At 70.2% G+C, this 13,242-nt stretch carries 15 protein-coding genes; 7 read left to right on the forward strand and 8 right to left on the reverse strand.

The window, feature by feature from the left end; translation table 11 throughout:
* Window positions 1–74 precede the first annotated feature (74 nt).
* Together ACQEU1_RS22065 and ACQEU1_RS22070 are read left to right on the forward strand one after the other, a co-directional pair.
* Window positions 75–230, forward strand: coding sequence for a hypothetical protein (locus ACQEU1_RS22065; RefSeq protein ID WP_433204747.1), 156 nt, complete (start codon window positions 75–77; stop codon window positions 228–230).
* Between the two features lies 1 nt (window position 231).
* A complete protein-coding gene (locus ACQEU1_RS22070; RefSeq protein WP_433204750.1) occupies window positions 232–1,074 on the forward strand; it encodes a S41 family peptidase in 843 nt (280 codons plus the stop codon).
* Here the strand turns inward: ACQEU1_RS22070 and ACQEU1_RS22075 are convergent.
* A complete protein-coding gene (locus ACQEU1_RS22075; protein ID WP_382440313.1) occupies window positions 1,071–1,373 on the reverse strand; it encodes a YciI family protein in 303 nt (100 codons plus the stop codon). The two genes, ACQEU1_RS22070 and ACQEU1_RS22075, sit on opposite strands and share 4 nt — an antisense overlap.
* A gap of 180 nt (window positions 1,374–1,553) precedes the next feature.
* Here ACQEU1_RS22075 and trpS point away from each other — a divergent pair, with 180 nt between their 5' ends.
* Window positions 1,554–2,477 (forward strand): tryptophan--tRNA ligase, encoded by a 924-nt coding sequence (gene trpS / locus ACQEU1_RS22080; RefSeq protein ID WP_433204753.1) that lies wholly within the window; start codon window positions 1,554–1,556, stop codon window positions 2,475–2,477.
* Here trpS and ACQEU1_RS22085 read toward each other — a convergent pair.
* Genes ACQEU1_RS22085 through ACQEU1_RS22095 form a run of 3 tightly spaced genes read right to left on the reverse strand, consistent with a single transcriptional unit; the run spans window position 2,470 to window position 5,207 of the window.
* Complete coding sequence (locus tag ACQEU1_RS22085; protein WP_433204756.1) at window positions 2,470–3,243, reverse strand: (deoxy)nucleoside triphosphate pyrophosphohydrolase; 774 nt, start codon at window positions 3,241–3,243, stop codon at window positions 2,470–2,472. The two genes, trpS and ACQEU1_RS22085, sit on opposite strands and share 8 nt — an antisense overlap.
* A 9-nt stretch (window positions 3,244–3,252) precedes the next feature.
* A complete protein-coding gene (locus ACQEU1_RS22090; protein WP_433204759.1) occupies window positions 3,253–4,509 on the reverse strand; it encodes a sensor histidine kinase in 1,257 nt (418 codons plus the stop codon).
* Window positions 4,506–5,207: a response regulator transcription factor gene (locus tag ACQEU1_RS22095; RefSeq protein ID WP_382440317.1), complete on the reverse strand. Its 702-nt coding sequence runs from the start codon at window positions 5,205–5,207 to the stop codon at window positions 4,506–4,508. The genes ACQEU1_RS22090 and ACQEU1_RS22095 overlap by 4 nt, the downstream gene beginning before the upstream one ends.
* A 168-nt stretch (window positions 5,208–5,375) precedes the next feature.
* Between ACQEU1_RS22095 and ACQEU1_RS22100 the strand changes: the two genes are divergently transcribed.
* Genes ACQEU1_RS22100 through ACQEU1_RS22110 form a run of 3 tightly spaced genes read left to right on the forward strand, consistent with a single transcriptional unit; the run spans window position 5,376 to window position 8,244 of the window.
* Window positions 5,376–6,443 carry a LolA family protein gene (locus ACQEU1_RS22100; RefSeq protein WP_433204763.1) on the forward strand — a complete coding sequence of 356 codons (1,068 nt, stop codon included), beginning with the start codon at window positions 5,376–5,378 and terminating at the stop codon, window positions 6,441–6,443.
* Window positions 6,440–7,444 carry an ABC transporter ATP-binding protein gene (locus ACQEU1_RS22105; RefSeq protein WP_433204766.1) on the forward strand — a complete coding sequence of 335 codons (1,005 nt, stop codon included), beginning with the start codon at window positions 6,440–6,442 and terminating at the stop codon, window positions 7,442–7,444. The genes ACQEU1_RS22100 and ACQEU1_RS22105 overlap by 4 nt, the downstream gene beginning before the upstream one ends.
* Window positions 7,441–8,244: an ABC transporter permease subunit gene (locus ACQEU1_RS22110; RefSeq protein ID WP_433204769.1), complete on the forward strand. Its 804-nt coding sequence runs from the start codon at window positions 7,441–7,443 to the stop codon at window positions 8,242–8,244. Before ACQEU1_RS22105 ends, ACQEU1_RS22110 begins: the two co-directional genes overlap by 4 nt.
* An 18-nt stretch (window positions 8,245–8,262) precedes the next feature.
* On the opposite strand, the gene ACQEU1_RS22115 is transcribed toward ACQEU1_RS22110, so the two are convergent.
* The 4 genes from ACQEU1_RS22115 to ACQEU1_RS22130 form a co-directional block, all read right to left on the reverse strand.
* Entirely contained in the window at window positions 8,263–9,018 is a 756-nt protein-coding gene (locus ACQEU1_RS22115) for an SDR family oxidoreductase (RefSeq protein ID WP_433204772.1), read from the reverse strand.
* Window positions 9,019–9,030: 12 nt separating this feature from the next.
* Window positions 9,031–9,981, reverse strand: coding sequence for an ABC transporter ATP-binding protein (locus ACQEU1_RS22120; RefSeq protein WP_433204775.1), 951 nt, complete (start codon window positions 9,979–9,981; stop codon window positions 9,031–9,033).
* On the reverse strand, window positions 9,981–11,570 hold the full coding sequence (locus tag ACQEU1_RS22125) for an ABC transporter permease (RefSeq protein ID WP_433211657.1): 1,590 nt from the start codon (window positions 11,568–11,570) through the stop codon (window positions 9,981–9,983). The genes ACQEU1_RS22120 and ACQEU1_RS22125 overlap by 1 nt, the downstream gene beginning before the upstream one ends.
* 155 nt (window positions 11,571–11,725) lie before the next feature.
* A complete protein-coding gene (locus ACQEU1_RS22130) occupies window positions 11,726–12,724 on the reverse strand; it encodes a thiamine ABC transporter substrate-binding protein (RefSeq protein WP_433204782.1) in 999 nt (332 codons plus the stop codon).
* A 136-nt stretch (window positions 12,725–12,860) separates the two neighbouring features.
* Between ACQEU1_RS22130 and ACQEU1_RS22135 the strand changes: the two genes are divergently transcribed.
* Complete coding sequence (locus ACQEU1_RS22135) at window positions 12,861–13,154, forward strand: 4a-hydroxytetrahydrobiopterin dehydratase (protein ID WP_433204785.1); 294 nt, start codon at window positions 12,861–12,863, stop codon at window positions 13,152–13,154.
* The last annotated feature ends 88 nt before the right edge of the window (window positions 13,155–13,242 follow it).

Here is a 13,242-nt window from a genome sequence, read left to right on the forward strand (position 1 = left end):
CATTACCACACAACACTGCCAGTGAACTGAGCCTCACCTACTCTAGCGATACGTGTCGGAGTGGAGTTCAACCAGTGGGTAAAAAGCTCAAGAAGAAGTGCTGCCGTTCGAAGCCCCAGTGCAAGCGCTGTCCCGTCCCGTTCCTGCTCAAGGAACGTGACAAGGCCCGCAAGAAGGCCGCCAAGAAGGCGGCGAAGGAAGCCAAGAAGGCCCTCAAGAAGGCGGCCTGAGGTGCGTGCCTACGTCGACGGCGCGCTCGATCTCCTCGAACGTCACTCGATCGAGAGCGGCAACGCCGACTGGCCCGCCCTGCGTGCTCAAGCTCACGCCGCCACGGCGCACGCGCGACGCCCCGAGGACACCCACGAAGCGATCCGGGCCGTGATCGACGCGCTCGGCAACCGGCACACCCACCTGATCACGGCCGACCGCGCCACCTCACCACCCCGGACCGGCGTCCCGACCGGTCAGGTGACCGGGACGATCGCCACCGTGCGCCTCCCGAAGACCCACGCGCGCTACGGCCGGGAGTACGTCACCGCGGGGCTCAAGACCCTCCGCGCCCTCATCGCCCACCACCCGACCGGGTGGATCGTGGACCTGCGCGGCAACGGCGGCGGCGCCATGCACCCGATGCTCACGGTCGTCGCCCCGCTGCTCGGCGAGGGGGAACGCGGGACGTTCGTCGGCCCGCGCGGCGAGACGACCGGCTGGGGCGTCCGGCGCCGGCACCTCTACACCGGCACGGGCAGGCACTTCCGCCTGCACCGGGTCCCGCCCGCGCAGCACCGGCCGGTGGCCGTGCTCATCGACGGCGGGACGGCGAGCTCGGGCGAGGCGGTGCTCGTCTCGTTCCTCGGCGACCCCACGGTCAGGACGTTCGGCCGGCCCACCGGCGGCCTCGCGACGGGGAACCAGACCTTCGCGCTCAAGGACGGCGCACGCCTGGCCATCACCACCACGCTCATGGCCGACCGCACCGGCAGGACGTACGGCAACGCCCCGATAGCCCCGCACGTGCCCACGGACGACGCGCTCACCAAGGCCATCGAGTGGATCGAAGCCGGGGCCTAGTGCTGGAGCACGGCCTCGTTCAGCTTCATCAGCTCCGGCGCCGTCCGAGTCGCCTCGAACTCGCAGATCTCGTACTTCACGAGCTTCTGCTCCGCCCACGGGTCCGTCGCGAGCAGCGCTTCGAGCTTGCCCCGCGGCATGGGCCGCGTGATGATCACGCCGCCCGTCCTCGGCACCTGACGCCCCGAGGCGAGGAAGAGTCCCCGCTCGTACTGCTTCTCGACCCACGCGCGGTGGTCGGGGAGGGCGTAGTCGATCTGTTCCAGTGGCGCGGAATACTTCAGCAGCACGATGAACATCCTTCGACGGTAGCCCTATACTGGGCATCGTGCGCACTCTGAACGCCTTCTGGTGGGCCGCTTTCCGGCGGCCGGAGTAGACGCGCGCTCGTAAGAGACGCAGGCCGCCCCGACGGGCGGCCTTTTTCATGCGGTCAGTCCCGGGGCAGGTCACCGAAACCCAAGGGAAGGACCACCATCATGATCCGCCTCTCCGCCATCACCCCGTCCGGCCAGGTGCACCTCGGCAACTACCTCGGGGCGTTGCGCACGTGGGCGTCCGAGGGCACCGACGAGGACGTGTACTTCATCAGCGACCTGCACGCGATGACGTCGTCGCACAACCCGCAACGCCTGCGATCCATGACGCGCGAGCAGCTGGCCGTGCTCGTCGCGTCCGGCATCGACCCGGCGAGCGTGTGCGTGCAGAGCGACCTCATCCGCGAGCTGGGAGCCCTGAACTGGGTGCTGGAGTGCACCTGCACGTACGGCGAGGCCGCGCGGATGATCCAGTTCAAGGAGAAGTCGCTCGGCCGCGAGTCGGTGCGGCTCAGCCTGCTGACCTACCCGGTGCTGATGGCCGCCGACATCCTGTTGCAGGGCACGGCCGAGGTGCCGGTGGGCGAGGACCAGCTCCAGCACGTCGAGCTGGCGCGGGCGTTGGCGCGCAGGTTCAACCACGCCTACGGGGACGCGTTCATCGTGCCCACGGCCGTGGTGCCGAAGGTCGGGGCACGCATCAAGGACCTCTCGGACCCCGCGCGCAAGATGGACAAGTCGGCGCAGAACTCCGCCGGCGTGGTCTTCGTGCTGGACGACCCGGACCTGGTGCGGCGCAAGGTCCGCAGGGCCGTGTCGTCCACCGACGGCATCGCGAACCTGACCGAGATCCTCGCCTCCTGCACCGGCAAGGAGCCCGAGGACTACACGACCAGGTTCGCCGACCTGAAGAACGAGGTGGCGGAGGCCGTGATCGAGGAGCTGCGGCCCGTGCGGGAACGGACGCTCGCCCTGCTCGCCGACCCCGCCGAGCTCGACCGGATCCGCAAGGCCGGTGCGGAACGGGCGCAGGAGCGCGCCCAGCACCGGCTGACGGCGGCGCTGCGCCTGTCCGGCCTCAGTTGAGGAGAGCCTGAAGGGCCGGCATCAGCACGCGATCGGCGGGCAGCCAGTCCACGGCGGGCAGCTCGTCGGCGGTGAACCACTGGACAGCGTTGTGCTCCAACGCCTCCGGCTCACCGCCGGCGAGCTCCGCCGCGAAGATCCGCAGCACGAGATCGCGCTTCAACGGCACGTCCGGCCCGACCTGGTCACCGACCACGACCGGAACTCCCAGCTCCTCAAAGCATTCGCGCACCAGCGCGTCCGAGGGCTTCTCCCCCGCCTCGACCCGGCCGCCGGGCAGCTCCCACTTCCCCGCGGTGTCAGCGGGGAACGACCGCTGCTGCGCCAGCATCCGTCCACTCCGGACGATCGCGGCGCCGACCACGACCCTGGCCGCCACCAGCTCCGCGCACCGGGTCGCCAGCAACGCGGACCGCTTCTGCAGCACCCGCAACGCCATCCCGCGCCCGACCGTCACGTCCGCGAACCGTCCGACGACCCCGCCGACGGCCTTCCACGAGACGCGATCGACCACCATCGTCCCGGCCCCGGTCACCACGAGATCGGTGTGCAGCTCCAGGAAGTCACCGGCGGCGGACACACCGGACAGATCCGCGCGGGTCACCACCAACCGGACACCGAACGGCCCGGCGAGCTCGTCTCCCAGGCACAGCAACGGTCCCGGCACGCGCACGCCGAACCCCGCGATCAGCGAGGTGTCGAGCAGGGCACCGGCAACGGCGGCAACGGGCGCGTCGACCAGTGCCGACGCTCGCAACTCTGGCACCAGAGCTTGCTACCAGGACGGCCAGCGGATCTCCAAACGCGCACCACCGGCGGGCGACTCGGCGGCCAGCACGCTGCCACCCCGCCGTTGCACGAGGTGCGCCACCAGCGCGAGCCCGAGACCGAACCCGCCGGACCGCCGTCCCCGGTCCTCGTCGACCCGGTAGAAGCGGTCGAACACCTTCGCCCGGTGCTCCACCGGAATGCCGTGCCCGTCGTCGTCCACGATCAGCCGCACGTCCCGCCCGACCGGCACCAGCGTCACGGTGATCGTCGAGTACGCGTACCTGGCCGCATTGCGCAGCAGGTTGTCCAGCACCAGCTCGACCTCGGACCGCGCGGCCGACACCAGGCAGGCCGACGGCGGCGCGTTCAGCCGCACCAGCAGCTCCGCGTCCAGCCGGGAGATCGCGGCCTCTGCCTCCAGCACCAGGTCGACGGCCTCCGCGCGCGGCGGCGCCCCGGTGTCCGCGCGGGCGAGGATCAGCAACGAGTCCACCAGCGCGCTGAGCCTGATCGACTCCTCGACCACCGACTCCAGCACCTCGATCGAGAAGTCCGGATCGGGGTGCGCCACGGCGACCTCGGCCTGCGCCCGCACGGACGCGACCGGCGAGCGCAGCTCGTGCGCCGCGTCGCCGGTGAAGCGCCGCAACCGGTCCGACGCGTCGTCACGACGGGCCAGCAGCGCGTTCAACGCCTCGGCCAACGCCTGCAGCTCGTCACGCGACGGCGGCACCGGCAGCCGTTCGCCGTGCGGCAGCTCCCCCGCCGCGACGCGCATCCGTTCGACCGGCCGCAACGACGACCGCACCGCGAGCCACGTCGCGATCCCCACCAACCCGGCCACCAGCACGGCGGCGACGGCGAGCCAGCGCGTGCCGAGCGTGTTGGCGTTCTCGTAGCCCAGCAACGTGCTCGCGTACACCTCCAGACGGGGCGTCCCGTCGCCGGTGAACACCACCCGCCCGCTGAACCGCAACGCCGACGCGCCCTCCATGCGCAGCACGGGTTCGCCGGACTTCAACGACCGGATGTCCTGTGCCGTCAGGGGAAGCGCCGGGCCGCCGTCCACCGGCACGCCCGACACGTCGAGCACGCGCGGCGGCGCCTTCTCCAGCTCCTGGTCCACCGCGGTGATCTGGATCAGCCCGATCAACGCGGGCGCGATGCTGGTGAACGCGAGCAGGCACAACAACGCGACCCCGGTGGCCACCACGGTGATGCGGAAGCGCAACGTGCGCCGCAGCCACCAGCCAGGAGTCACTTGTTGCCCAACGCGTTGTCGAGGTCCGGAGTGGACGCGATGTACCCGTGCCCGCGGATCGTCCGCACGACCTCACCGGCGCCCACGGCCTCCAGCTTGCGCCGCAGGTACCCGACGTAGACCTCGACGGCGTTGCGCGTCGCGGCCTGCTCGTCGCCCCACACCGTGCGCAGCAGCTCGTCCTTGGTCACCACGGACCCCGCCCGCGACGCCAGCACGTCGAGCACCGCGTACTCGCGCGGCGACAGCGACACGTCCTGCCCGGCCCAGCTGACCTCGCGCAGCCCCCGGTCGATCACGAGACTGCCGAGCGTGAGCTTGCGGCGAGCGCCTCCCCCGCGCCGCAGCAACGCCCTGACCTGCGCGACCAGCACGACGAAGCTGAACGGCTTGACCAGGTACCCGTCGGCGCCGAGGTCGAGCCCGTCCGCCTGGTCGATCTCACCGTCCTTCGCCGACACCATCAGCACCGGCGTCCGCACCCCGTCCGCGCGCATGCGTTGCAGCACCCGATATCCCGACAGGCCCGGCAGCATGATGTCCAGCAGCACCACGTCGAACGCCCCGGTCAGCGCGACCCGCAACGCCGTGGGCCCGTCGGAGGCCGTGACGACCTCCATGCCCTCGGCCGAGAGCCCGCGCTCCAACGCCCGGCGCACGCCGACTTCGTCGTCCACGACCAGCACACGAGGCTTCACGGGTCACAGCATGCCGCGCCGGACTCCCAGCTGCCCGCAAGATCTCAGCCGACTCTCAGAAACCATCGCGTTCCGGGCACAAAACCGCAGGTGGGCGTAGTCTCAGCACCATCTCAGCAACCCACCACCAAGCTATGGGTACAAGCCCTTGGAGGAGGGGAACCACTGATGAACAAGCGAAAGGTGACCCTGGCCGCTGCGGCGGCCGGTGTGATCACCGGTGTGGCAGGCCTGAGCCTGCTCGCCATGCCGGCGGGTGCGGGCCAGCCGCCCACCCTGCCCGACGTGTCCGCCGAGTCGCTCGTCGAGCAGGTGCTCACGAGCAAGCCCGGCGCGTTCGGCGGCACCGTGGAGGTCGACAACAAGCTCGGTCTCCCGTCGATCGCCGAGATCCCGCAGCTCGCCGACGGCAAGCACAGCGCGCGGATCTGGACGGACGGCAACGGCAAGTTCCGCGCCGCCCTGCCGAACGGCCAGTCCGAGCAGACCATCGTCGACGACGGCACGACCACCTGGTCGTGGAACTCCGCCGACAACGAGGTCACGAAGTCCGAGCACAAGGCCGACCAGCCGCGGCCTTCGCAGGACAAGTCGGAGTCGGTCAACCCGGCCGAGGCGGCCAAGCAGGTCGTCGGCATGACCAAGGAGTTCAGCGACATCTCCGTCGACGGCACCGCGCGGGTCGCGAACCGTGCCGCCTACGAGCTGGTGCTGACCCCGAAGGCCACCGAGAAGACGCTGATCCGCGAGGTGCGGATCGCCGTCGACTCGGAGCTGAAGATGCCGTTGCGCGTCCAGGTGCTCACCAACGGCACGAGCGAGCCCGCGGGCACGGTCGGCTTCAGCGAGATCAACGTCGGCCCGCAGGACGCGAAGCTGTTCGAGTTCACGCCGCCCGCCAACGCCAAGGTCACCACGCCCGAGGCCAACCAGCAAGAGGGCCGGAAGCCCGGAATTGGTGTCGAGCAGGCGTTGCAGGGCAAGGACCCGCAGATCTTCGGCACGGGCTGGGACACGGTCATCGGTGCGCGCATTCCGGCCGAGGCCATGACCCAGGTTCCGGCCGAGGCGCAGGGCCTGGTCGACAAGTTCACGAAGAAGGTCAGCGGCACTTGGGGTAGCGGTCAGATCTTCACCACGAAGGTCGCCACGATCCTCATCGCGGACGACGGCCGCGTGGTCGCGGGCGCCGTTCCCGAGCAGGTGCTGTTCGACACGATCGGACAGGTGAAGTGACCACCTCGACCAGCGCGCCGGCGACAGCGCCTGCCAAGACCGCTGTCGCCGCGCGGACCAAGGGTCTGCGCAAGGAGTACGGGAGCACGGTCGCCGTGGACCGCGTCGACCTGGAGCTGCCGGAAGGAGCCGTGCTCGGCATGCTGGGCCCCAACGGGTCCGGCAAGACGACCACGATCCGGATGCTGCTCGGGTTGGTCCGCCCCACGCAGGGGGAGATCGAACTGCTCGGAAGGCCGTTGCCAGAGGGAGCCGAGCAGTCACTTCCGCACGTGGGCGCGCTGGTCGAGGGTCCGGGGTTCCACCCGTTCCTCAGCGGACGGGAGAACCTCGTCAGGTGTGCCGCGTTCGAGCCTCTGCTGCCGCGCAAGGAGATCAAGCAGGCGGTCGAGGACGCCATCGAACGCGTCGGGCTCGCCCAGGCGGCCCACCGCAGGTTCCGGGGGTACTCGCTCGGCATGAAGCAACGTCTCGGCCTGGCCGCGGCGTTGCTCGTGCCGCGCAAGCTGGTCGTGCTCGACGAGCCGACCAACGGCCTCGACCCGGCAGGCACGCGGGAGATCCGCAAGGTCATCGCGGACCTGCACGCGGCCGGCAGCACGGTCATGGTGTCGAGCCACCTCCTGAGCGAGGTGGAGGCGACCTGCACGCACGTCGCCGTCCTGCACCGGGGAACCGTGGTGGCGCAGGGAGAACTGACCGAACTGCTGCAGGCGGGCGGTTCGGCGCTCCAGGTGATCACCCCGGACGTCGAGAAGGCGCTGAGCGCGTTGCGGCAGGCCAAGATCTCCGCTCGCCCGCTGGGTGACGGACTGCGCGTCGAGCTCGCGGGGACGAGCGCGCCGCAGGTGATCGAGACGCTCGTGAAGGGCGAGGCCCGCGTTTTCGAGGCCACGCGCTGGAAGACGGGGTTGGAGGAGCTGTTCGCGCGGCTCACCGACGCCGAGGAGGCCGAGCGCGGGATGTCCGCTGTGGACACTCTGGACGGGGGACGCCGATGATCACGCGTCAGTTCGCCTCCGAGGTGCGGTGGATGCTCCGCCGCCCGCGCACGTTGATCGGCCTGGTCGGCCTGATGCTGGTGCCGATCGTCATCAGCTTCGGCATCTGGACCGCGGGCGAGGACGGCGGCGGTGGCCCCGGTATCGCCGCGATCATCCAGGGCAACGGCCTGGTCGTGCCGATCTTCACGTTGTTCCTGTCGCTCAACCTGCTGCTGCCGCTGGTGGCGTCGATCTGGGCGGCGGACGGCCTGGCGGGCGAGGCCCAGCACGGCACGTTGCGCGGCCTGCTCGTCGCCCCGGTCTCACGGGTGCGGCTGCTGTTCGTGAAGCTCTTCGGCCTGACCGCGATGTCGCTCTTCGCCGTCACGCTGATGGCCGTGGTCGGCATCATCGCCGGTACCGCGTTCCTCGGTTCCGACGGCATGGCGACGCTGTCCGGCACCACCCTCTCCACAGGTGAGGGCCTGGTCCGCATCGCGCTGTTCGTGGTGCTGGTGACGTTCCAGATGGTGGCGGTCGGCGCGGTCGCCCTCGCCGTCTCCGCCACCACCGAACACCCGCTCGTGGTGCAGGCGGCGACGATGGTGTCGATCATCGTGTTCCAGGTGCTCGGCCAGTTCTCGTCGCTCGACTGGCTGCACCCGTTCCTGATCACGACGGGCTTCCCGGGGCTGGTCGACGTGATGCGCGACCCGATCCCGTGGGACCAGATCGGCGACAGCACGCTGCTCGCCGGGTGCTACCTGCTGATCGGCACGGGCCTCGCGGCCATCCGTCTGATCACGAAGGACAGTTAAGAACGGCGGCTTCCGTCCCTAGCGGCGGAAGCCGCCCTCGCTGTTCAGCACCTGACCCGTGATCCACTGCGCGTCGTCGGTGCACAGCCAGGAGATCAGCCGGGCGGCGTCGTCCGGCCGGCCCCAGCGCTTGAGCGGCATCCGTTCGTTCACGAAAGCTTCGAGCTCCGGCCCGGCCCAGCCGGTGTCGGTCGGGCCGGGGTTCACCGCGTTGACGGTGATGCCCCGGTCCGCGAGCTCGTGCGAGAGCGTCGCGACGATCGCCGCCAACGCTCCCTTCGAGGCCGCGTAGGCCACCTCTCCCGGCATCGGGCCGAGGTTCTGGCCGGACGTCATGAACACGATCCGTCCGCCGTCCGCGCTGGTCCACTGCTGGGCAAACGCTTGCGCCAGCAGGATCGACGAGCGGGTGTTCACGGCGTAGTGCTCGTCGAGCTTGGCCGCGTCCACCTCGGCCAGCGAGCCGTCGCCGCCGGATCGCGCGTGGTTGCACACCAGCACGTCGACCCGGCCGTGCACCTCGATCGCAGCCGCCATCAGCTCTGCCGGCGCCTCTGGTCTCGCCAGGTCGACGCCCAGCCCTCGTGCACCGAGGTCCCCCAGCACTTCGTTCACGTCATCGCCGCCCCACGGCTGTCCCGCGTCGTGCGCGACGTGGTGTTGCACGAACACCTCAGCACCCAGGCCGGACAGGCGCTTCGCGATGGCGTACCCGATGCCCTGCCGCCTGCTCACGCCCGTGACCAGTGCGACGCGTCCTTCAAGAAGTCCCATAGGACTCCATGCCTACCCGACCCGTGCGACGCCGTCCAAGTCAATTGCGATGCGCACGCGGTCGCCGACGGACACCGGGCCCACGGCCTCGTACTCCTCGCCGCCGATCTCCACCAGCAGCCGCACGTGGTCGCGCCGGTGCACGCGTTCGACGACCGTGCCCTCCAGCGGGCCGTTCGGGTCGACCCTGAGTGCCGTGGCGCGCAGCCCGACGCGTTCCACGTCCAGTCCGACGAACGAGCCCGGCACGAACTTGTTGCAGCCCAGGAACTTCGCCGTCTCCACGTCGACCGGGGACGACCACACCTCGGCCGGCGGACCGACCTGGACGACGCGGCCGCGCGACATGATCGCCACGCGGTCGGCCAGGGTGAAGGCCTCGTCGTGGTCGTGCGTCACGACCAGGGCGGTCGTCGCGGCCTCGCGCAGCAGGCGGGCCAGGTCGACGGCGAGGTGTTCGCGCAACGCCCGGTCGAGCGCCGACAGCGGTTCGTCCAGCAGCAGCAAGCGGGGTGACGGCGCCAACGCGCGTGCGAGAGCCACGCGTTGCTGTTCGCCGCCGGACAGCTGGGTGACGCGGCGGTCGGCATAGCCTTCCAACCCCACCAGCTCCAGCAACGACAGCACGCGCTTGTCGCGCTCCTCGCGGTCGACCTTCTGCATGCGCAGGCCGAACGCCACGTTCCCGGCGACCGTCCGGTGCGGGAACAGCTGCCCGTCCTGGAACACCAGCCCGAACTCGCGCCGGTGCACCGGAACGCCCGCGAGATCGGCGGAATCCCACCGCACCGCACCGGAAGACGGCTTCTCGAGCCCCGCCACCGTGCGCAGCAACGTCGACTTGCCGCAGCCCGACGGCCCGAGCAACGCGACGACCTCGCCGTCCGCTACTTCGAGCGACACGTCCGACACCGCCGTCATCTGTCCATAGCGGACGGTGATCGAGTCCAGTTCCAGTGCCATCAGAACTCCCCGCTGCTCGGCACGCGCAGCCGTTCGACCAGCAGCACGCACCCGACCGTCACGACCATCAGCAGCGCGCACGCCGCGTAGGCCATCTGGCTGTTCAACTCCCCCGGCCGCGACATCAGCCGCGCGATCACCACCGGCAACGTCGGCGCGTCCGGCCGCGCCAGGAAGCTCGTCGCCCCGAACTCCCCCAGCGCCACCACGTACCCGAACCCGGCGGCCGCGACGAGCGACCGTCCGGCCAGTGGCAGGTCCACCTCTCGCCACACCCGCGCGGGCGAGGCGCCCAGCGTCGCCGCCGCCTGCCGCAGCCGTTCGTCGACCGCCCTCAGCACCGGCAGCACCATCCGCACGATCAGCGGCGTCACCACCAGCGCCTGCGCCAGCGGCACCAGCAACGGCGAGGTGCGGAAGTCGCCCGGCAACGCGTCCATCGTGATCAGGTACCCGAAACCGATCGTCACGGCGGACACCCCGAGCGGCAGCATCAACGCCGTGTCGAGCACCTCGGCGAACCGCGCCCCCGACCGCCGCAACCCGACCAGCACCACCGCCGAGAACACCCCGACCACCAACGCCACCAGCGTCGCGTCGAAGGCCGTGCGCAACGAGTTCAGCGCCGCGTCGATCCCGGTCACCGCCAGCGTGCCGCGGTCACCCCTGCTGTTCAGCGCCACGTACCCGGCGAAGCTCCATCCGTCCCGAGTGGACAGTGACCGCGTCACCAGCCCGACCACCGGCAGCAACAACGCCGCCACCACGGCGAAAGCCGCGCCCACGACGTACCACTCACCGCCGCTCGGCCGTCGCGCCAGCTCCTCACGCCCGCGCAACGCCAGCGCCGTCTCCCTGCGCCTCCGCGCCAACGCCCCGAGCACCAGCACCGCGAGCACCGCCGCGAACTGCAACAGCGACAACGCCGCCGCGCCGGACAGGTCGAACAGCTCGACGGTCCGCAGGTAGATCTCGGTCTCCAACGTCCGGTACCGCGACCCGCCCAGCACCAGCACGACGCCGAAACTGGTGGCGCAGAACAGGAACACGACCGCCGCCGCCGACCCGATCGCCGGTGCCAGCGCGGGCAGCACGACGGAGAGGAACGCCCGCGGCCGTGACGCCCCCAACGCCCGTGCGGCGTCCTCGGCACGGCGATCCGTGTGCGCCCACAGCCCGCCAACGGTCCGCGCGACCACGGCGACGTTGAAGAAGGCGTTGGCCAGCACGATCGGCAGCACCCCGCCGTCCGGCCAGAACGTCCGGAAAGCCAGGCCCACCACCACGGTCGGCAGCACGAACGGCACCATCACGGCGGCCCGGATCACGCCGAGCCCGCGAATCCTGCAGCGGGCCAGCACGAACGCGAGCGGCATGCCCGCGAGGACCGCCACGACGGTGGAGGCCGCTGCCTGGCCGAGGGTGAAGCCGACGAGCTCCCACGTGTCGGCGGAGGCGATGGTGGCGAGCACACCGCCTTCGCGCAGGCCGAGGGTGACGATCGCGAGGACGGGCCAGGCGAAGAAGAGGGCGAGGAAGGCCAGCGGCAGCAACGCCGCGGCGGACCAGCCCCACCACGCGGGGATCAGGCCGAGGCGACCGCTCGCCGCCGACCGGCCACCGCCGCCCGACTCACCCGGGCCGGAGCGACCCCGCCCCGCAGACCGGCCGGCGCCGGGCTCGCTCAAGCCGGAGCGACCCGGCCCGGCCGAACTGCCGCGACCCGGCCCGTCCCCACGACCACTCAGCCCTGCACCAGCTTGCGCCACTGCTCGACCCAAGCCTCGCGGTTGTCCTTCACCTCGTCCGCCGGCAACGACTGCGGCGACGAGGGCAACGGAGCGTCCTTGGCCCACGACTCGGGCAGCGCGACGCCCTCACGTGACGGGTACACGTACATCTGCTCGGCCACCTGGGCCTGGAACTTCTCGCCCAGCAGGAAGTCGAGGACCTTCTTCGCGTCCTCGGGGTTCTTGGCCCCGCTCAGCACGCCCGCGTACTCGACCTGGCGGTAGCAGGTGTCCAGCACGGCCTTGGTCCTGCCGCCCTCCGCCGACGGCGACGACGCGTACGACACGACGATCGGCCGCGTGCCCTTGGTGGCGGAGAACTCCTGGTTGTAGGCCTCTTCCCAGCCGCTCACGACCTTGACGCCGTTGGCCTTGAGCTTCGTCCAGTAGTCCTGCCAGCCGTTCTCGCCGAACTTCGCGACCGTGCCGAGCAGGAACGCGAGACCGGGCGACGACGTGGCCGGGTTCTCGACGACCAGCATGTCCTTGAACTTCGGGTCGACCAGGTCCTCGTACGACCTCGGCTCGTTGCCGCCGAGCTTGGCCGGGTCGATGTTGAGGCACACGTCACCGACGTCGACCGCGTGCAGGCGGTTGCTCGAATCGGCCTGGTAGCGCTGGGCGCCCTTCGACGCCTCCTGCGAGGCGTACTCGGCGAAAACACCCTCGCTCAGCGCGCGCGACGCGAACGTCGAGTCGACGCCGAACGCGACGTCGCCGATCGGGTTCGCCTTGGTCAGCACCAGCTTGTTCGTCAGCTCGCCCGCGTCACCGCTCGCGATCTGCTTCACCGTGATGCCAGAGGACTTCTGGAACTCGTCCAGCACCTCCGGCTTCACCACGAACGAGTCGTGCGTGACCAGCGTGACCTCGTGCGACTGGGGTGCGGTCGACGTCCCGGCCGAACAACCGGCCAGTACGAGAGCAGCACAAACAGCCAAAATCCTTCTCATCAGACCTCTCCCTACGCCGGTATGACCCGGATCAGGTGGACGGTCGAGGGCTTGCGAGCCCTCCTCTCAGCCCGGCGCTTCACCGGACTCCCGTGGTAAACGCGCAGCTTACGTCACGTGATGGGACGATCAGGACATGGCCGAGCTGTTGAGCGACGATCAGTTGAACGACGTGCTGCCCAAGCTGCCCGACTGGACCGCCCAGGACGCGGCACTGGTCAGGACCGTGGAGCTGGAGAGCTTCGCGAAAGCGATCATGGTCGTGAACCGGATCGCGGAGATCGCCGAGAACGACAACCACCACCCGGACGTCGACATCCGTTACAAGACACTGACATTTCGCCTGTCCACGCATTACAAGGGAGGAATCACCGCGCTCGACGTGACCCTCGCCGAGGAAATCGACGGGGTCCTGGACGCGCTGGGCTGATTCGGTCAAGATGTGCGCTGCCGCCGCCCGCGGAAATGAGAGGGAACACCCTCATGCGGTTGCGCACATCACTTTTCTCCCTGGTTCT

It is taken from the genome of Lentzea sp. CA-135723, assembly GCF_050936595.1.
Classification (GTDB): Bacteria; Actinomycetota; Actinomycetes; order Mycobacteriales; family Pseudonocardiaceae; genus Lentzea.